A 19,711-nucleotide genomic window follows, 5' to 3' on the forward strand; every position below is an offset into this window, starting at 1 on the left:
GTTCACGGGGCGTTATAGGCTGACCGGCTCATCTCGCGGCAGCGTCAGGATGATGCTTGCCTGCGGCGGGCAAACAGCGACCAGTACACCCAGTAGGCGTTGACGGCGAACAGACAGGCCGCGATCAGAAAGATCGGACGAATGCCCGCCCATCCCGAGAACAGGCCTCCCAACGTAGGACCCAGCACATTGCCGAGTGCGAGAAAGCTCGTATTGAAGCTGTAAGCCCGGCTTTCCATTCCGTCCGGCGTGTATTGGCGAATCAGCGCATTAACCGACGGGATCAGTCCGCCGATAAAGACCCCCATCAAAAACCGGAAGACGAGCAGCTGCCAGACGTTGTGCACGAAGGCTTGCGGGATGAAGGTCATGCAAGCGCCGATCAAGCTGAAGCGCAGAATGCGCTCTGGCCCGAGCTTGTCGCTCAGGCGGCCAAGCAGCGGTGAAGCGATCATGTTGCTCAACCCGGTCACGGAGGCAACGAGACCGGCAAGAAAGGCGAGCGAAGCGGCTGCCGGATGCATCTCCTGAATGAAGACGGGAATAAGCGGCATGGAGCTCATCAAGGCGAACTGGATCATAAAGGTTACCGCGAACAGGGCTGTCAGCTGACGAATGCGCGCCAGCTCCGCGAAGCCCTTGGACAGGGAGAGATTCGGCTTCTCCATCGCCTTCTGCTTGTCGAACTTCTCCTTCACCAGCAGCGCGGCTGTCAGCGTGGCGACAAACAACAGGGAGCTGGTAATGTAGAAGATCGGACGGTAGCCGACCCAGTCTGCCAGCACGCCGCCAATCAGCGGACCGAGTATCGTCCCGGCCACTTGGCCGGATTGCAGGACGCCCATCGTGAAGCCCATCTTCTCCCGGGGCGTGCTCGCCGATATGAGCGAAACGGCTGCCGGGATGTAGCCGGAGATGGTGCCGTTCAGCATGCGCAGAAGCAGCAGCTGCCACGGTGTGGCGGCAAGTCCCATCAGCGCCATCACAACCGCCATGCCGAAGCCGGAGCGCAGCACCATGATTTTGCGTCCATGGCGGTCGGCCAGCCTGCCCCAAATGGGCTGGAACAAAAACGCCGTGACAAAGTTCGCCGCGAAAATCACACCGGCCCACATCGCCACACTGTCTGCATCGGTAACGCCCATCTCTTGTATGTAATACGGGACGAAGGGTATGATCATCGTCATTCCGGCCATTACGACAAAAGTGCCGAACCAAAGAACAGCAAGGTTGGCTTTCCAATTCATGCGGTCCCCTTCTTTCCGGCGTATAACGCTGTAGCATTCCTTTAGTATAGCACAGGACCAGCCGGAATATGGAATGATGCGCCGCCGCCTCGCCCCGCTGTGTGGCAATGTCTATTTGCGATGCATGCAACACTTGGCAGCCAAGCTTCGTCTATATAGGAGATTGCGGGTTATAAAGAAGGGGAGACGCCAACAAAAGAGGGGGTCATGGAACAATGAGAGAGAGAATGTATAATTGGCATGCGGTTGCGGGAAAAGCGCGTCGCGTAGGGGCTGTGTGGCTGGCTGTCATGCTGCTTGCAAGCTTGCTTTCTGCCTGTGGAGGAAGTTCGGACCAGATGAGTATTGCGAATCAAGACACTGCGGGCAGTATGGACGGCGCTGAAAGCTCCTACGACTATGCAGATCAAGTGACGACCACTTCAAACGCCAACGTTGCTGCGGGTGAAGCGTCCAGAAGAGAAGTTCAGCAGGGTGAAGGTGAACCTGGTTCGCAAGCCGGCATGGAGCAGGCTGCTGCGGATAACAGCGGCTTGAACCGGAAGCTGATTTACAAGGCCGATGTTGTGATGGAAGTGAAGGCGTATGCAGATGCGCAAGCTAGCATTCGGCAATTGGCCCATCTGTCCGGCGGCTATATTCTGAATTTTGAAGAAAATGAATCGCGTTATGATCGCAGCGGCACGTTTACCTTGAAGGTGCCTTCCCAAGGCTTCTCCTCGTTCCTGGACGAGTTGGACAGCTTGGAGCCGATCAGCCTTCATCGCAGTGTGGAGGGGACCGATGTCACGAGCGAATATGTAGACTTGGAAGCTCGTCTCAGGGCAAAGCGCGTAGTGGAAAGCCGGTTGCTCGCATTTATGGAGCAGGCTGACAGCTCGCAGGATTTGCTCGCCTTTTCGAATGAACTGGCAGTTGTGCAAGAGGAAATTGAACGGATACTGGGGCGCATGAGGTATTTGGATCAGAACGTTGCCTATTCTACGGTTACCCTGCACGTCCATGAAAGACTGGATGGCAAATCGCATATGATGGGCGAAGGCGATCCCTTTTACAAGCGTGCTTATCTGGCTATGGGCAAGAGCTTGCAGCTGCTCAAGAATGCGCTCGAAGGAATGGTGGTCGGACTTGCGGCGATGCTCCCGGTTTTGCTGTTTCTGGCGCTGGTAGCGCTGCCATTTGTCGCAAGGTATCGGCGAAATCGAAAATCGGGGGGCAGCAGAGGAGTCAGTCTCACTCCATCAGCGGCGGACGGTTCGCTATCGTCGAAGGATAACAGCCAAGCACATCAGGAGGACAATCTGACGCAAGCAGGCGATTCCGTCCTTCCGGAGCCGACAACGAATGAACGCGAAGCGACAGCGGACGATCCACCCCAACAATCTCGACCTTCTCAGGTTCGAGAAGCAACAGACGAAGCGACAGCGAATGAAGACGATGTGAAAACTGAGAGAGATAAAGAGAAAACTTACGTAGATAATGAGAAGACTGATGGGGATAAAGAGAACTGACGCAGAATGAAGCAAATACCAACCAAGGGGAGCGGAAAAACTAAGGTACGGGTCAAAAGTCATCAATGTAGGCAGCCATTCGCACAAGGATTCGTATGAAATCAGTTGGGCGTCGCGGGCAAAGCGGGCGTTATGGTAGCACTACCATTTATTAATGGTACCTAATTCATTATTTTTCGCTTCTAGTAGTTGAGATCACGCGATTTATTACCCTTTTACCATTCATAATGAAGCTGGCTTCCACTATTACTGGTAATGGGGTAACAAAGTACTCGGAAACTATGAAAATCAGCGAAAAGAATAACTTTACTACCAATAAAAAATAGTAGTGGTATATAAAATAAATTTGTTGCAGCCCATGTGTCCGTACCACCGAATTCAATTACTTGACAATATTAGGAGAAAACGCGACAATGAATAAAGGAGCACTTGAGCCGGCCTTAGTCGGTCAGAGAGTCGGGCAGTAATCGAGTATTGCCACAACAAGCGGTACCTGCGCGGTTCGGAGATTCAGAGGACAAAGGCAATCAATCATATACCAAGCAAGCTGAGTACCAAGCAAGTTAAGTACCAAGCAAGTCGAGTACCAAGCAAGTCGAGTACCAAGCAAGTCGAGAGTGAAGCACACTCCGTCTTTCCTATCTGCTGGGCGTTTGCCGGATTTTGATCCGGAAATGAACAGGCAGTTGGGTGGGCGGAGTTTTTTTATGGATGAACTGGAACAGGAGCAGGGAGCTAGCCATTAAAGGAGGGGACCGATTCATGCATCCGGCAGTCAGGAAGTTTGTTGAGGCGTATGAAGCCGAGGCGAGAGCCAAGGGAAGGATCCGAACGAAGATTGGAAAGTACGAGCTGTTGTTTCTGGAGCAGGTATGGGGACCTAATTTCGATTATCGATTTGATGGGCTCCAGGCGGAATATCCGTTCATGGATTCGAAGGGCGGGCAGCGATTCATTGACTTTATATATCAAAAAGGCGAGGTTCGTCTGCTCATTGAAATCGACGGCTACACGACCCATGCGCGGCAAATCACCTACAAGGAATTCGACGATCATCTCAATCGGCAGAACGATCTGGCTGCGGCAGGCTGGCATATCCTGCGCCTGTCTGCCAACCAGGTGGAGCATCAAGGCGCACATTGCCAATATCAGCTGCAGCGGGCCATCGGGGCATGCTGGTCCCGTACTTATGGCTTGCAGACTGGCTCCCCGGAACAGCTTTGGACCACGAGAAAAAATCGCTGCCTGCACCTGGCGCTGCAGCATGAAGGCAAGCTGAAGGCATCGCTGGTCGCGGCGGAGTTCGGGGTGACAATGAAAACCGCACATGACTGGATGCAGCGATTCGTAAAGGAAGGGATGCTCATACCGATAAAAGGAAAGAAGCGTATAGTCGGCTACCAGGTCATTGAACTATTGCGATAGAGAGCGGAAGGGGAAGGAGGGCGGATTAGAAGGATGTTGAACCGCGCGTGCAAGCAAAAAAAAGCAAGCACAATGACAGTGCTTGCTTTCGATGATCCTGCCGAAAGATCGGTACGCCTATCGGCAATAGCAACGCCTCACAGATCGGACAGGCTTGCACGATGGCAGGCTTGGCGGGCAGTGCGACTTTATCGCTTGACGTGTGCGTAGCTGCCCAATCCATACGAATTATACTCCGCAAGCGCAGTTCAGGACGGGCTTGCGGGCGGCCTGCGTTTCGTCAAGCCGGCGCACCTTGGTCGTGTAAGGCGCGTTCTTCACCAGCTCCGGATTCTCCTCGGCTTCCTTCACGATTTGGATCATCGTGTCGATGAAGGCGTCGAGCGTTTCCTTGCTTTCGGTTTCGGTAGGCTCGATCATGATGCATTCTTCCACATTAAGCGGGAAGTAGATCGTAGGCGGATGGTAGCCGAAATCCAGCAGCCGCTTGGCGACATCCAATGTGCGCACACCGAAGCGCCTGAGCCCCTTGCCGGAAAGGACAAATTCATGCTTGCATATCCGGTCATACGGCACGTCGAAATACGGCGCAAGTCGGCGCAGCATGTAATTGGCATTCAGCACTGCGTTTTCCGTAACCTGGCGAAGCCCGTCAGCGCCAAGGCTGCGGATGTACGTATATGCGCGGACGAGAATACCGAAGTTGCCGTAGTACGCCTTCACCCGGCCAATCGACTGCGGGTAATTGGCGTCCAGAAAGTACTGGCCATCTTCGCGCTGCCCGACTACTGGCGTAGGCAGAAACGGCGCCAGATGTGCCTTTACGCCGACCGGGCCGGCGCCGGGACCGCCGCCGCCGTGCGGGGTGCTCATTGTTTTGTGCAGATTAAGATGCACGACATCGAAGCCCATATCGCCCGGCCGGGTGATGCCCATTATCGCGTTCGAGTTGGCGCCGTCGTAATACAGCTGCCCGCCAGCCTCATGCACAATGGCCGCGATTTCCGTAATATGCTCCTCGAACAGCCCGAGCGTATTCGGATTAGTCAGCATTAGCGCGGCAGTATCGCTGCCGACTGCTTCCCGCAGCGCATCAAGGTCTACCAGTCCATCGGGATTCGATGGGATCGTGATCGTCTCGAAGCCAGCCGCTGTAGCGCTGGCCGGATTCGTGCCGTGCGAAGAATCCGGCACGATGACCTTCGTCCGCTTCTCGCCACGCGATTCGTGGTAGGCGCGGATCATCATCAAGCCGGTCCATTCGCCGTGTGCGCCGGCCGCCGGCTGCAAGGTAACCTGGTCCATGCCTGTAATTTCAGCCAAATCCTGCTGAAGCCGATACAGCAGCTCCAATGCGCCTTGCACAGAGGATTCCGGCTGATAAGGATGAATTTTGGCAAAGCCCGGGAAGCGCGCAACATCTTCATTGATTTTCGGATTGTATTTCATCGTGCAAGAACCGAGCGGGTAGAAGCCGTCATCCACACCGAAGTTGCGTTTGGACAGCGCCGTGTAATGGCGGATAACATCGACCTCATAAACCTCCGGCAGCTCGGCAGGCTCCGTGCGGAGATATTCGCCCGGAATCCAGGATTCGAGCTCCGCTTCGGGCACGTCCAGTTCCGGGAGAGAGTAGGCGATGCGGCCCGGTTTGCTCAGTTCGAAGATCAGGGCTTGATCGTGCTGCTCGTTGTTTGCTTGCGGGATGCTTACCGATTCTTTGCTCATCCTAATGCCACCTCCAAAGCGCGGGCGAACCCGTCGATTTCTTCGCGTGTCCGGCATTCGGTGACAGCGACGAGCATGCAGCCAGTCAAGGCTGCGTCGACCTGCCCCAAATCCAAACCGCCGATATATCCATGTTCAAGCAGCTGCTCATTCACGGCAGCAATAGAAGTGCCCGCCGGCAGGCGGACTGCAAACTCGTTGAAGAACGGAGCGGCATGGACAGCCTCCACGCCGGGGATCGCAGTCAGCGCTTGTTGCGCGTAATGAGACTTGCTTACATTTTGCTTGGCAACCTCCTGCAAGCCCTGCTTGCCCATTACCGACAAGTAGACGGAAGCGGCCAAAGCGAGGAGCGCCTGATTGGAGCAAATATTCGAGGTCGCTTTCTCGCGGCGGATATGCTGCTCCCTGGCCTGCAGCGTCAGCACGAAGCCGCGCTTGCCGTCGCGGTCGACGGTCTGGCCGACGATTCGTCCCGGCATCTTGCGCATATGCGCCTCGGAAACGGCGAAGAAGCCGCAAGTCGGCCCGCCGAACGAAGCCGAAATGCCGAACGGCTGCGCGTCGCCGACGACGATATCCGCCCCCAGCTTGCCGGGCGCTTCCAGCAAGCCGAGCGCAAGCGGATTGACGCTGAGTGCCAGCAGAGCGCCGCACGAGTGGGCCTCGTCCGCAAGTCGGCGCACATCTTCGATGCAGCCGAAGAAATTCGGCGACTGCACGAGCACGGCGGCCGTCTCGCTGTCAAGCGCCTCCCTCAGCTTGGCTGCATCTGTGACGCCGTTCTTCGCGCAAGGTACGACGGCGACCTCCAGGGACAGTCCGCTTGCTACGGTTGCCACGATTTGACGCGCTTCCGGATGAACGGCTTCGGACACCACGATGCGCTTGCGCCGCGAGGAATTCGCTGCGAGGGCAGCCGCTTCCCCTAACGCGGTTGCGCCATCATACATGGAGGCATTGGCGACGGCCATCCCTGTCAGTTCGCAAATGTAGGATTGGAACTCGAAAATGGCCTGGAGCTCGCCTTGGCTGATTTCCGGCTGATAAGGCGTATAGGCTGTATAAAATTCCGAGCGGGACAACACATGGTTCAGCACGACCGGCACATGGTGGTCGTACAAACCAGCGCCAAGAAAGCTGGCGTATTGGTCGAAATCAGCATTTTTGCCGGACAGCCCGCGCATATAGCGAAGCAAGCTGCGCTCATCCATTCGCTCGGATACTTGCAAGGAACGCTTCAAGCGAACCTGTTCCGGAATGTCCCGGAAAAGCTCCTCGACTTGTGCCACGCCTACAGCGGCGAGCATCTCCTTGCGGTCCTCTTCTGTCATTGGCAAATACCGGTGCATCATCATCTCGCAAGCTCCTCTCTATGACCGTTTATAAAATGGCGTGGCGGCGACTAGTGCTTTCAGCCGCTTGCCGCGAATTTCTACCCAAAGTTCCTGTCCAAGATCGCTGTACTCCCGTGCTACAAGAGCCAGGCCCACATTTTTCTTCAGTGTCGGGGAATGAGTGCCGGTAGTGACTTCGCCGATCCGCTTGCCGTCCTCGGCAAATACAGGGTAATGGCTGCGCGGAATGCCGCGCTCCAGCATCTCAATGCCGACCAGCTTCCTCGGCACGCCTTGCTCCCGCTGTTCAAGCAGAGCGTCACGCCCGATAAACTCGCCTTTGTCCAGCTTGACGAAGCGCAGCAGGCCGGCTTCCAGCGGGGTGATGGACGCGCTCAGCTCCTGGCCGTACAGGGGAAGCTTCGCCTCGAAGCGAAGGGTATCGCGCGCGCCCAGTCCAACCGGCATGATGCCTTCCGGCTGGCCGGCTTCCAGCAGCAGCTCCCAGACGTGCACGGCATCTTCGCGGGGGACATACAGCTCGAAGCCGTCCTCGCCGGTGTAGCCGGTGCGTGAAAGGAGCGCGTGCACCCCGCGAATTTCGGCCTGCTCCACAAAGCGAAACGGCTTCAACTCCGCTGCGTTGGCATTCGTGACCTTGGACAGAATGGCGGCTGCTGCCGGCCCTTGCAGCGCAAGCAAGGCGGTCTGTTCAGAAATGTCCAGCAGGTTGACGTCCGGCTCGGCATGCTTGCGCAGCCAGTCCAGATCCTTGTCGATATTGGAGGCGTTCAGGACGAGCATATAGTGGTTGGCTGCCAGCTTGTAAATGAGCAAGTCATCTACTACGCCGCCATCGGGATAGCACATGAGCGAATACTGCGCCTGCCCCTCTTCCAGTTTCGTTACATCATTCGTGGTCAGCTGCTGCAAGAATGCTTCCGCTCGCTTGCCGCTTACCTCTACTTCGCCCATATGGGACACATCGAATAAGCCTGCTTTGCTGCGCACGGCATGATGCTCATCCATAATGCCTGTGAATTGAACGGGAAGCTCCCAACCGCCGAAGTCGATCGTTTTGGCGCCATAGCGCGCATATACCGGGTGCAACGGGGTTTTTTTCAGCATTGTACGATTCCTCCTGAATTTAAGGCTGCCAGACATAACAAAGAGCGAACGGAAAAACTAATGCACAATATGCATCAGCAATTCCATTCGCTCTGTCCTTTTACCTGAGAGTTGCCTTCCCCTGCTTTCATGGCACGTCCGCAGCGGAAGTTGCTCCTTGGGTGATTCCTCACGGGAGGAATTCTCTCCAGAGATGCGTCCGGTACAGGTCCTTTTGCCTGAGAGATTCACCGCCATCATGCGGTTTACTCCTTCGGCGCCGCCAGAGACGAGAAGCGCGCAAACTGCTCTTCATCCGTCCACCGGCAATCTCTCCCTGCACCCTCATTCGCGTATAATTCCGTATATTCCATTTTTCTCACCTCATCATTATTCGGTTTTTGTGCGTGTTTGTCAATTGTTTTTTTCAAAGATAGGCCAAAATGATCGGTTTTTCAAATGAGAGCCGGTCGGAGAGGGATAATATCGCAAATCCGGGACAAAGTAACGGTGGCTGTCCGGGCGCAGGCTCTCCTCAGAGCATGGGGCAGGGATACCATTAGCAAGCAGTGTGAAAACAGCGGGTTTTCGCCTCTGCGGGAAGAAGCCCCGCTAATCTGGAGTGAAAACAGGAGATGAGAAACATGCCATTTGGCGCACATGAGACAATGGAAGTCCACGAAATTCTGAATGAGAAAATTCACTTGATCAATCTGTTCGGTCGTATGGCCCATGAGACCGAAAATCACCAGCTAAGGCAAATGATCGAGCGCCATCTGCAAACGGCAGTGGAGGCGTATGATCAGATGGTAGCCTATACGCATGATTACGGTGCGGCTAACCGAATGCCGCAAGTCTACGGCATGCCGCGCATGTCCCCGGAGCAGGTGCAGTACGGGCTGCACAACCCGGCGCCAATGCTGCCGCAGCCGCAGCAGGCTTTTCGTGACCAGCAAATTGCATCGGCACTGCTGCTGGCTCACAAAAACTCGGCCAAAAACCATATGGCCGCTTCCCTAGAATGCGCAGATCCGAATTTGCGGCAAATGATGGTCAACGGTGCAATCACTTGCTCGAATCAAGCTTATGAAGTGTTCTTGCTCATGAATGAGAACGGTCTGTATCAAGTGCCGACAATGAACGACCATACGGCCAAGACGTTCCTTCACGCTTACCAGCCCACGAACAGCCAACCGATGATGCACATCTAATCCGCATGGACAATCGCGGCTTTCCGACACGCATGCAGCCAGCAGACAACGCTTGAGGCTGCATGGCTTCGGGAAGCCGTACGTTTTGGCCGTACTGTCCATTTCCATTGCGCAAAAACATCATAAATCCATGAAAAGCTAGCAAGAATCCATTGAACCCTTGTCAGCGCAACAGGTAAACTGAAGAGTAACATACGCAAGGGAGATGTACATAGATGACTATACGTTATGATGAACATCGGCGCATCTTTCATCTGCAGGCTGCCGAGACTAGCTATGTGTTTCAGATTGCAGGCAATGGACAGCTGCTTCACTTGTATTGGGGGAAGCGCTTACGCGACTATTCCTCATCGGAGAACCGCTATGTGCCGGAGACCAGAGCGTTCGGCACGCAAGCGCCGTTCGGCGATGTCCTGGCCTCGCCGGAGACGGTGCCGGCCGAATGCCCGACGTTCGGCACCGGCGATTATCGGACGCCGATGCTGCATGCCCAATATGCGGACGGTTCTACCGTTTCTTCAATTGTATACGAGTCTCACCAGATCTATAGGGGCAAGCCGCAGCTGCAAGGCCTCCCCTCTACCTACGCGGAGAAGGAGGAAGAAGCGGATACGCTGGAGCTAGTGTTGCGGGATTCGCTGACCGGGCTGAAGGCCGTGCTGCTGTACACAGCGTTCCGCGATTTCAATGCGATCACACGCAGCATTCGGCTTGTCAATGAAGGCGAGCAGGCAATTCAACTGCAGAAGGTGCTCAGCGCTTCTCTTGACCTGCCTCATGCGGACTATGATCTGCTGCACCTTTATGGCGCATGGGCGCGCGAGCGCAGTGTGGAGCGGGTGCGCCTGACGGCAGGCACGAAGTCGATTGAGAGCCGGCGCGGCGCAAGCAGCCATCAGCACAACCCGTTCATCGCGGTGATGGAACGGGGCGCGGGAGAAGATCATGGTCAAGTATACAGCATGAATTTGGTATACAGCGGCAACTTCGTGGCAGAGACGGAAATCGACTCATTCTGCTCGCTGCGGATGAATATCGGCATCAATCCGTTCGATTTCAGCTGGCTGCTGGAAGCCGGCGAGTCATTCCAGACTCCGGAGGCAGTCCTTGTGCATGCCGCGAACGGTCTGGGAGAGATGAGCCGCACGTATCACAAGCTGTATCGGACACGCCTCTGCAGGGGGCGCTATCGCGATGCGGCGAGACCGGTTCTGATCAATAACTGGGAAGCGACGTATTTCGATTTCAACGCGGACAAGATTGAGCAGATTGCTGCGGCAGCGGGAGAATTAGGCATCGAGTTGTTCGTCCTGGACGACGGCTGGTTCGGACAGCGGCACAACGATGCCAGCTCGCTTGGCGATTGGTTCGTGAATGAGAAGAAGCTGCCCGGCGGCTTGAAGCAGCTGGCAGAGCGGGTTCAGGAGAAGGGCCTGCAATTCGGCCTGTGGTTTGAGCCGGAGATGATCTCGCCGGACAGCGAGCTGTACCGCGCTCACCCGGATTGGTGTCTGCATGTGGAAGGACGGGATCGCATGCCTTCGCGCAATCAATACGTTCTTGATTTCTCCAGAGCGGATGTGCGCAAGGAGATCGCCAAGCGAGTGAAGGACATACTCCAGTCCGCTCCGATTACGTATGTGAAATGGGATATGAACCGCCACATGTCGGAGGTGGGATCAGCGGCGCTGCCGCCGCAAAGACAGCGGGAGACGGCACATCGTTACATGCTTGGTTTATATGAAATGCTGGAGGAGATCACCAGCGCCTTCCCGGATGTCTTGTTCGAGAGCTGTTCGGGCGGCGGCGGCCGCTTCGATCCCGGCATGCTGTACTATATGCCGCAAACCTGGACAAGCGACAATACAGATGCCATGAGCCGCTTGTATATTCAATATGGAACGAGCATAGTTTATCCGATCAGTTCGACGGGCGCCCATATTTCCGCTGTGCCGAATCATCAGCTGGGCCGCACGACATCGCTCGAAACAAGAGGACATGTGGCGATGACCGGCAATTTCGGCTACGAGCTGGATTTGTCCACGTTCTCCGAAGAAGAACGGGCTTTGGCCAGGGAGCAGGTAGCCGCGTACAAGCGCCATCGCGAGCTGATCCAGTTCGGCGAGCACTATCGCTTGGCCAGTCCGTTCGAGGGCAACACGGCGTCCTGGATGATCGTCTCGCAAGATCGGACGGAGGCGATCCTCCTGTTTGCGCGCATTTTGGCAGAACCGAATGTGAGCAGGCTGCGCATTCGGCTGAAGGGTTTGAATGAACAGGCGGACTATCGATTGAAATCGCTGGGTTCCCAGCCGGTCGAAGGCGTGTTGGGCGGAGACGAGTTGATGCAGGCCGGACTGCTGCTCCCTAGCCTGAAGAGGGATTTCGACAGCATCCTTGTTCATCTGGTCCAGGTTTAGTCCTCATTCTTTAGGAAGCGCAAAAACAATGAAAGCTGCCTGTTGGCTTAATGCCTGTCAGGCGGCTTTTTCTTACGTTAACGAGGGAAAATATGCTATAAATATGCTATCATAGGAGTACTTGCAGGCATAAGGGGTCCTTATCATATTCCGGCTCGCACGATTTGTGGGAAAGGCGGCAACGAGATGCACAAGAAACAAGGAATAGCGGAACTGGAACGCACCCGGATCATTTCGATCGTTCGCGGGATCGCAGGCGATGACCTGTATAAGCTGGCGGAATTGCTGCTTGAGGCAGATATTCCGGTAATGGAGGTAACGCTCAATTCGCCTGATGCGTTGGCAGGCATAAGCGAGCTTCAGCGCCGTTTCGGCGGGCAGATGTACATAGGAGCGGGAACCGTGCTGGATATAGGGGATGCGGAGCGTGCGATGGAAGCGGGCGCATCCTTCCTGGTGACCCCCAATACGGATGAGGATGTGATTCAGCTGGCCGCGAGCCGGGACATCCCGATATACCCCGGGGCAATGACGCCTACGGAGATCGTGCGCAGCTGGAAGGCGGGGGCAGCAGCAGTGAAGATATTCCCGAGCGCATCGATCGGCCTCTCCTACATCAAGGAATTGCAGGGGCCATTGAGCCATATTCCGATGATAGCCGTTGGCGGAGTGACCGCAGCCAACATTGCGGAATTTCTGGCTGCAGGCTGCTATGCCGTAGGCGTGGGCGGGTATTTGGCGGACAAGCAGGCGCTGGCAGCTGGAGATACGGCAGCAATCCTGCAGAAGGCCAAGGAGTTGCGAGCACAGGCGGATCGGTGGAAACAGCTATGAAATCAGCCTGTCCATATGATATTCGAGTCCTATACCAATGACAAGAAGAGGGTGGTCCTGTGACAGCATCCCGTAGAGAGAGGGCAGCAGCCACGAGGAGGAAAAAAAGAAGGGCGGTTTTGCGCAAAGTAACGTCTTTGGTCTTTGTGCTGGCATTCGGCGCAATCATCCTGATCGCGGCTGCTTGGTTCATGGACAGCTATTGGCCGATCGGCGGCAGCGGGAACGATGAAGTTGCATCGAATCGGACTGACCAGAACGCGGGGACAGGGAATGCCGGGGGAGATCCGGCGGATGATGCGCAGTCGGGCGGCAAGGCAGGCAGCACGCCGGAAGTCGAGTCGCCAAATACCGACGACGAGATTGACGGCGGCGAAGAAGGGATTGCCAGCGGGAAGGAAATCGTTCGTCTGGCATTCGTCGGTGATGTGCTGCTGGGCAGCACAGTTTCCGGCTTGCTCGAAAATTATGGCTATGATTACCCTTATACGCATGTGAAGGAGCTTCTGCAGAAGCCCGATTTGACCGTTGCCAATCTGGAGACACCCATAACCGACAGAGGCGAGCCGGTCGACAAGACCTATGTATACCGCAGTTCTCCTCAAGCGCTTCCGGCGTTCAAGGAAGCGGGCTTTGATGTGGTCAATCTGGCGAACAATCATATCTTGGATTTTGGCGCAGAGGGCCTTCTGGATACGCTTCAATACTTAAAAGAGGCCGGCATTTACCATGTAGGGGCAGGAAAGAACGGGCAGGAAGCATTCGCGCCAGTGTATGTGGACCAAGACGGTATTCGGGTCGCATTTCTCGGCTTCAGCCATGTTGTGCCGACCGTCGATTGGAAGGCAAGGAACATGTCGGAGCGCGAACCTACCGGTCACCCGGGTGTAGCAGATACTTATGATTACACACGCCCGGTCGAGACCATTGCCAAGGCAAGCGAACAGGCTGATCTGGTGATTGTGCTGGTGCATTGGGGCGTGGAACGCGAGGAGTCGCCGAGGCCGTATCAAGTCGATTTGGCCAGGAGGTATATTGATGCGGGCGCCGATTTGATCGTCGGTTCCCATCCGCATGTCCTGCAAAGCTTTGAGCAGTACAACGGGAAGTGGATTGCTTACAGCTTAGGCAATTTTATCTTTACCACGAATGATAATCCAAGGACGTGGGAATCCTCCATTTTGGAAGCGGCTTGCACGAAAGACGGAGAATGCGAGCTGCACATTACGCCAGTGCTGACTAAGGCGGCGCAGCCGGTTGTCATGGAAGGAGAAGAAGGCAGGGCGCTGCTCTCGCGTCTTGATGCTCTGTCCGACGGTGTTCGCATCGAAACGGATGGACGGCTTGTTGCGGAGAGATAGAGGGTTTACAGCGTGCATCCATTTGAATGACGCAATAAGGAGAGAAGTGGTCCGGCTCTGTCCGAACCAGGCGTGACGATCCGTTAAAGGCGCTTAAAAAGGCCACTTTCTCCATGTATCCCGATGCTGTGAAGTGTTATTCGGGGACATCGGCGTTCAATATTTCATCGCTGTACAGATCGCGGACTTCAAGAATTTTCGGCAGCTGTTCCATGAAGACGTCGACTACTTGCGGATCGAAGTGCTGTCCTCGCTCTTCCTTGAACAGGTTGAGGATGCGATCAAGCTCCCAGGCTTTTTTGTAGACGCGGTCGCTGCCCAGCGCGTCGAACACATCGGCAATTGCCGTGATTCGTCCATAGATATGAATCTCCTCGCCAGCCAATCCTTGGGGATAGCCGCGTCCGTTCCATTTTTCATGATGCTGGTGGGCAACGATTGCTGCAGCCTTGAGAATGTGCCGATTGGAGTTTTTGAGCAGGTTGTATCCGATCATCGTGTGGCTCTGCATAATCTTGAATTCTTCATCGGTCAGTTTGCCGGGCTTCTTCAGCACAGCATCAGGAATGGCAACCTTGCCAATATCATGCATTGGAGAAGCCATCTTCAAGACATCCGCTTCTTCCAGGCTCATCCCGAGTCCGACTGCAATCAGATAGGAGTATTCCGCGACGCGCTTGACGTGATTGCCGGTTTCCTTGGAACGGATTTCTCCAATTTCTCCCATCGTGAAGATGATTTCCTTCTGCGTTTCCTCAATTTCATTGGTCAGCATAGCGGATTCCAGTGATTTGCCTGAGTAGGAAGCGGCCAGTGTCAGATACTCCATGTCCATGGCGGAAAAGACTTGCTGTTCCGTCAGCTTGTTGACGGCTTGGTAGCAGCCTGTAATTTCGCCCTCATTGTTGCGGAACGGAATGACCATGAGCGCTTTCGTCCGGTATCCGGTCAGCTGGTCTGTTGTCAATGCTCCGCTGCTGAGCACATGGCGATACTCATCATTGTTGTAGGCATCGTCTATGAAAATCGGCTTGCCAGTGGCAACGGCAAGTCCGACCAATCCTGCGCCTACCGGTATGCGCAGCTCGCTGACGCCGTGCGCCACCTTGGTCCAGAGCTCCTGCTTCTGCTGATCCAGCAGCCACACCGTACAGCGGTCTGCTACCACCATTTCGCGTCCCATATCGGCCATATGCATCAGAACCCGGTCCAAATTTCGTTCATTGGCGATTTTGGCCGTATAGTCAAAGATCACCTTAAGCATCTGTTCTGGTGAGAGATCGTTTTTTTTTCTCTCTGTATCGATTGCTTGTTCTTCGTGCACGAAGGCTCCTCCTTGCTTATGTCGGGGTGCGTCAGTTTAGTAGACTATGTAATTCCCCGCAGCGGCTTCAACCTCCTGCTTGCCCAATGATTTTTCATAAATGTTTCTGCGTGCTATCATGGAGGGGACTAGTTACAGGGGAGGGAAGCGATTATGCAGGAATGGCTGCAGGAACCGGCTGTGCGTCTGCTGGCTGGATTGCTCGGAAGCGGAACGGTCACATGGGCTGCCTGGCGCAAACAAAGCCTGTCTGGTTCGGGGGCTCTGGCGGCCATCGGGGTAGGGACGATAACCGTTGCAGCGGGAGGGGCGGCATGGTTCAGTCTGGTTCTGGCCTTTTTCATCAGTTCCTCTCTCCTGACGCGTTGGAAGCAGGCGAACAAAGCGGCGGCGGAAACGGCTTACGCCAAGGGCGGGCGCCGGGATGCGGGCCAGGTGCTCGCCAACGGTGGGATAGCTGCGGGCATGTGCGCCTTGACGCTGATCTCCGGATTGGACAGCGGTATGCTGTATGCCGGATTTGCAGGAGCGCTGGCAGCGGCGACAGCCGATACTTGGGCGACAGAGATCGGCGGGTTGAGCCGCAGGAAGCCGATCCATATTTTGACCGGCAAGCGAGTTCCTGCCGGCACATCTGGCGGGATTACGCTGCTAGGCTGTGCGGCTGCCATTGGAGGCGCGCTGTTGATAGCGGTGTCGGCGGCGCTTCTCAGCGATACGGGCGGAATCGGCATGCTGCTGACTATCGTCGCAGCGGGTGCAGCAGGAGCGGCTGTAGATTCTGTCGTCGGAGCAGTGTGGCAGCGCATGTACCGCTGCGGGAGCTGCGGCAGAATCGTGGAGAGAAGCGAGCACTGCGGCCAGCCGACCAAGCCTGTGCGAGGCTTGAGCTGGATGAACAATGACGCCGTGAACGGCTTGTGTACGGCTGCAGGTGCCTGTGCAGGGATCATCCTGCATGTATGGCAACAGGGAAGCATATGAATGTAGGCAGATCAGGGAGGAATTCAAATGCATGATCAGACGCTAGAGCTGTTTCGCACGTTGACAGAATGGCCGGCTGCGCCGGGTTTCGAACGGGAGCTTCGGCAATATGTGGCCAAGCGGCTGGCCGCCGTATCCGATGAAGTTGTCTATGATCGCATTGGCGGTGTTTTCGGTGTCCGGCGCGGAGATCCGAATGGTCCTCGCATTATGGTTGCCGGACATCTCGATGAGGTCGGCTTTATGGTGACCGCTGTGACGGACAATGGCATGTTGAAGTTTCAGACCCTGGGCGGGTGGTGGAATCAGACGCTGCTGGCTCAGCGCGTGCAAGTGGTGACAACGAAGGGAGCTTTGCCGGGCGTCATTGCTTCGATTCCGCCGCATTTGCTCAAGGACAGTCAGCGCAATGCGCCGTTGGAAGTCGAGCAGATGCTGATTGACATCGGCGCAGACAGCCGTGAGGAGGCCGAGCAGATGGGGGTGCGTCCCGGTGTTCAGGTCGTCCCCGTTTGTCCGTTTACGCCGCTTGCCGGAGGCAAGAAAATCATGGCGAAGGCGTGGGACAACCGCTATGGAGTCGGACTGGCAATCGAACTGTTGGAGGCTCTTCAGCAAGAGCAGGCAGAACTGCCGAACGTGCTCTACGCGGGGGCCACGGTGCAAGAGGAGCTTGGCCTGCGCGGGGCAGAGCCGGCAGCCCGGCTGATTGAGCCGGATTTGGCCTTTGTTCTGGATGCCAGCCCTGCCAATGACATGAGCGGAGACAGGAAGGCTTTCGGTCAGCTTGGCGCGGGCGCATTGCTGCGGATTATGGATCGGACGATGGTGACGCGCGGAGAAATGATCGATTTCGTGCGCGATACAGCCGAAACACACCGGATACCTTACCAGTACTACGTCTCGCCGGGCGGTACGGACGCCGGCCGTATTCATCTTAGCGGAATTGGCGTGCCTACGGCTGTCATCGGCATATGCGCGCGCTATATTCATACAGCCGCATCGATTATCCATGTCGATGATTACGCGGCAGCCAAAGAGCTGCTGCTTCGCCTCGTAAAGGCAGCGGACCGCAGCACCTTGTCTACGATAATAGGGGAAATAAGCGAGTAAATTATTTTTTGCGCGCCCATTTCAGCTAATGCCGAATTCGGCAGTTTATGGTATACTTAAGTATATCTCATTGGATTTTTCGATGCAGCCGAGATTGGAATCAAAGGAGGGAATCCCATGTATCAATTAAAGGAAAAGGAAATGATTTTCGTCTTTACCGGTCCCGACGGCTCCGGCCGCAAGACAGTTGCAGATATGGTTGGTTCTACATTGGGCATTAACAAAGTGCTGTCTTACACGACGCGTGCGAAGCGTCCAGCGGAAACGGACGGGCAAGACTATCATTTTATTTCGGAAGATGAATTTAAGCGAGCGCTTGCCAACGATGAGTTCATTGAGGCTGTTGAGATTGACGGTGTTCATTACGGCATCAAGGACAAGGACATAGAAGAAATGTTCCGGGACAATGATTTTATATACCTGATCCTTAACGCAGAAGGCGCTCGCATGCTGAAACAGCGCTATGGCGAAAAGGTCACGAGATTGTTCATTTATGTCGATCGGGATATCATCATCGAGCGCCAGAAGGAATTGGGCGTCAGCGATGAGGTGCTCGACCAGCATTTCAAGCATTATGACGAGGATATGGCCTATATGCCGGAGTGCAAGCATGCCTTCGAGAATATGGATCTGGCCCACACCGTTTTTGCTGTGACCAATGTGCTGGAGCAGTACATGAGTCGCGATTTGCTGGAGAAGGACTAAGATTTGAAGCAGCTTGTATAGCCTCGTGAATAAAAGCAAAACCGAAGAGCCCGGCGACATAGCCGCGGCTTCTTTTTTGGCCCGTACGGTATAGCCTTGAAATAGAAGGTTACTCATAGTGGCCAGGGTCGGGCGCAGGCCCTTGTTGCCCCAGTGCCCGGTTTCAAGCAGACATGCCGGCATTTGCGTTACCCCTTTAAGTGATCGATGGATATTATTGAGGTGGCTTGGCGAAGCTAGGCTTCCCTTCGCAAGTATGATGGACCGCCCATGATGGGGAATCTGCATTGAGGCTTGCGGCTCATTTTGCGGGAAAAAATTGGATGAGGAGACGGAGAGAAAATCATGGAAGAGCTGCTGCTCATTATCAAATATGCGGTTATGGGGGTTGTCCAAGGCTTTACTGAGCCTATTCCCATTTCCTCAAGCGGACATGTCGTCATTATCAAGCATTTATTCGGGATTGAGGTTGAAGGATTGAGCTTCGAGGTATTTGTCAATTTTGCCTCATTGTTGGCCGTTCTGATTATATACAGAAAAGACATTGTTCAGATGGTCGCCGGGGTTGTCCGATTTGTGCGCACGCGCGATGCGGACAGCCGCAAGGAATTTAATTTCTTTATGTATTTAGTACTGGCTACTATTCCCGCTGGCGTTATCGGCGTACTCTTAGGCGATGTGATTAGCAATTCGTTATCCGGCATCCATGTGATCGGGTTCGCCCTTCTCGTGACGAGCGTCGCGTTGTGGGCTATCCGCAACCTGCGGGGGCGCAGGCAGGACGCAGACTTGTCTGTGCGGGATGCGATCATCGTCGGGCTGGGACAAGCTGTAGCGCTTATTCCGGGCATCAGCCGGTCCGGGGCTACCATTGTGGCGGCGATGGCATTGGGTATGAAGCAGGAAACAGCATTGAAATTTTCCTTTTTTCTCTACATCCCGATCAGCCTTGGGGGCATGGTGCTGGAGGCTCCGACACTGGCGGAGGATTTGCGGATGAATAGCAATCTGATCGTTCCGTACATCCTGGCATTCTTCACTTCGCTTATCGCCTCCTACTATTCGCTTAGGTGGTTTATGGGCATTATGGCTCGCGGCAATCTGAAATATTTCGCCATGTACTGTCTCGTTGCGGGATTGGCGGTCATCTTTTTCCTGTAGACACTTCGGGTCTTGCTTGTGCAAGGGGAAAGCGGGCAGTTTCATGCGAACGTTTTGTAAGCATGCGCTCTCACATGCATGTTGTCCTTCGAGCAGGTTCGATGCAGTTCTCCCCCTCGCTTCTCGCATGAAGCTCTGTGGCTTGAGAGGTTTGTACGAAAAATCGTACAAACGAGAGCGCAAAGCCAGCCGAATGTGGGGGTTTGCACGAAAAATCGTTCAAACGCTCCGGCATGCCGCCGC

Annotated in this window: 15 protein-coding genes and 1 riboswitch; of the genes, 10 read left to right on the top strand and 5 right to left on the bottom strand. The window is 55.1% G+C overall.

Going from position 1 to position 19,711, the window contains the following annotated elements:
* Nucleotides 1-44: 44 nt before the first annotated feature.
* Nucleotides 45-1,247: an MFS transporter gene (locus tag XYCOK13_RS04920; RefSeq protein WP_213410773.1), complete on the bottom strand. Its 1,203-nt coding sequence runs from the start codon at nucleotides 1,245-1,247 to the stop codon at nucleotides 45-47.
* Between the two features lie 215 nt (nucleotides 1,248-1,462).
* Between XYCOK13_RS04920 and XYCOK13_RS04925 the strand changes: the two genes are divergently transcribed.
* Both XYCOK13_RS04925 and XYCOK13_RS04930 read left to right on the top strand, forming a co-directional pair.
* On the top strand, nucleotides 1,463-2,758 hold the full coding sequence (locus XYCOK13_RS04925; RefSeq protein WP_213410774.1) for a DUF4349 domain-containing protein: 1,296 nt from the start codon (nucleotides 1,463-1,465) through the stop codon (nucleotides 2,756-2,758).
* A 762-nt stretch (nucleotides 2,759-3,520) separates the two neighbouring features.
* Complete coding sequence (locus tag XYCOK13_RS04930; protein ID WP_213410775.1) at nucleotides 3,521-4,183, top strand: DUF559 domain-containing protein; 663 nt, start codon at nucleotides 3,521-3,523, stop codon at nucleotides 4,181-4,183.
* Nucleotides 4,184-4,411: 228 nt separating this feature from the next.
* Here XYCOK13_RS04930 and gcvPB read toward each other — a convergent pair whose 3' ends face one another.
* The 3 genes from gcvPB to gcvT are packed head-to-tail and all read right to left on the bottom strand — an operon-like array spanning nucleotide 4,412 to nucleotide 8,376.
* Complete coding sequence (gene gcvPB, locus XYCOK13_RS04935; RefSeq protein ID WP_213410776.1) at nucleotides 4,412-5,911, bottom strand: aminomethyl-transferring glycine dehydrogenase subunit GcvPB; 1,500 nt, start codon at nucleotides 5,909-5,911, stop codon at nucleotides 4,412-4,414.
* Nucleotides 5,908-7,266, bottom strand: coding sequence for an aminomethyl-transferring glycine dehydrogenase subunit GcvPA (gene gcvPA / locus XYCOK13_RS04940; protein ID WP_213410840.1), 1,359 nt, complete (start codon nucleotides 7,264-7,266; stop codon nucleotides 5,908-5,910). The genes gcvPB and gcvPA overlap by 4 nt, the downstream gene beginning before the upstream one ends.
* Before the next feature lie 18 nt (nucleotides 7,267-7,284).
* Complete coding sequence (gcvT, locus tag XYCOK13_RS04945) at nucleotides 7,285-8,376, bottom strand: glycine cleavage system aminomethyltransferase GcvT (protein WP_244865002.1); 1,092 nt, start codon at nucleotides 8,374-8,376, stop codon at nucleotides 7,285-7,287.
* A 196-nt stretch (nucleotides 8,377-8,572) separates the two neighbouring features.
* A riboswitch (glycine riboswitch) is annotated at nucleotides 8,573-8,704 on the bottom strand.
* 295 nt (nucleotides 8,705-8,999) lie between these two features.
* Here gcvT and XYCOK13_RS04950 point away from each other — a divergent pair.
* From XYCOK13_RS04950 to XYCOK13_RS04965, 4 genes are all read left to right on the top strand, one after another.
* Nucleotides 9,000-9,566: a spore coat protein gene (locus XYCOK13_RS04950; protein WP_213410778.1), complete on the top strand. Its 567-nt coding sequence runs from the start codon at nucleotides 9,000-9,002 to the stop codon at nucleotides 9,564-9,566.
* Nucleotides 9,567-9,781: 215 nt separating this feature from the next.
* Complete coding sequence (locus XYCOK13_RS04955) at nucleotides 9,782-11,986, top strand: alpha-galactosidase (protein WP_213410779.1); 2,205 nt, start codon at nucleotides 9,782-9,784, stop codon at nucleotides 11,984-11,986.
* Between the two features lie 186 nt (nucleotides 11,987-12,172).
* Complete coding sequence (locus tag XYCOK13_RS04960) at nucleotides 12,173-12,820, top strand: bifunctional 4-hydroxy-2-oxoglutarate aldolase/2-dehydro-3-deoxy-phosphogluconate aldolase (protein ID WP_213410780.1); 648 nt, start codon at nucleotides 12,173-12,175, stop codon at nucleotides 12,818-12,820.
* A gap of 119 nt (nucleotides 12,821-12,939) precedes the next feature.
* Entirely contained in the window at nucleotides 12,940-14,181 is a 1,242-nt protein-coding gene (locus XYCOK13_RS04965; protein ID WP_244865003.1) for a CapA family protein, read from the top strand.
* Between the two features lie 136 nt (nucleotides 14,182-14,317).
* Here the strand turns inward: XYCOK13_RS04965 and XYCOK13_RS04970 are convergent, their stop codons facing one another.
* The gene (locus XYCOK13_RS04970) at nucleotides 14,318-15,505 is read right to left on the bottom strand and encodes an HD domain-containing phosphohydrolase (protein WP_244865004.1); all 1,188 of its coding nucleotides are present in this window, start codon (nucleotides 15,503-15,505) and stop codon (nucleotides 14,318-14,320) included.
* A gap of 153 nt (nucleotides 15,506-15,658) precedes the next feature.
* On the opposite strand from XYCOK13_RS04970, the gene XYCOK13_RS04975 reads away from it, so the two are divergent.
* The 4 genes from XYCOK13_RS04975 to XYCOK13_RS04990 all read left to right on the top strand — a co-directional run bounded on the left by XYCOK13_RS04975 (nucleotide 15,659) and on the right by XYCOK13_RS04990 (nucleotide 19,468).
* A complete protein-coding gene (locus tag XYCOK13_RS04975; RefSeq protein WP_213410781.1) occupies nucleotides 15,659-16,489 on the top strand; it encodes a DUF92 domain-containing protein in 831 nt (276 codons plus the stop codon).
* 27 nt (nucleotides 16,490-16,516) lie between these two features.
* On the top strand, nucleotides 16,517-17,602 hold the full coding sequence (locus XYCOK13_RS04980; protein ID WP_213410782.1) for a M42 family metallopeptidase: 1,086 nt from the start codon (nucleotides 16,517-16,519) through the stop codon (nucleotides 17,600-17,602).
* A gap of 117 nt (nucleotides 17,603-17,719) precedes the next feature.
* On the top strand, nucleotides 17,720-18,307 hold the full coding sequence (locus XYCOK13_RS04985) for a guanylate kinase (protein WP_213410783.1): 588 nt from the start codon (nucleotides 17,720-17,722) through the stop codon (nucleotides 18,305-18,307).
* Nucleotides 18,308-18,652: 345 nt separating this feature from the next.
* On the top strand, nucleotides 18,653-19,468 hold the full coding sequence (locus XYCOK13_RS04990; protein ID WP_213410784.1) for an undecaprenyl-diphosphate phosphatase: 816 nt from the start codon (nucleotides 18,653-18,655) through the stop codon (nucleotides 19,466-19,468).
* Nucleotides 19,469-19,711 lie beyond the last annotated feature (243 nt).

The organism is Xylanibacillus composti, from assembly GCF_018403685.1.
GTDB classification, from domain to species: domain Bacteria; phylum Bacillota; class Bacilli; order Paenibacillales; family K13; genus Xylanibacillus; species Xylanibacillus composti.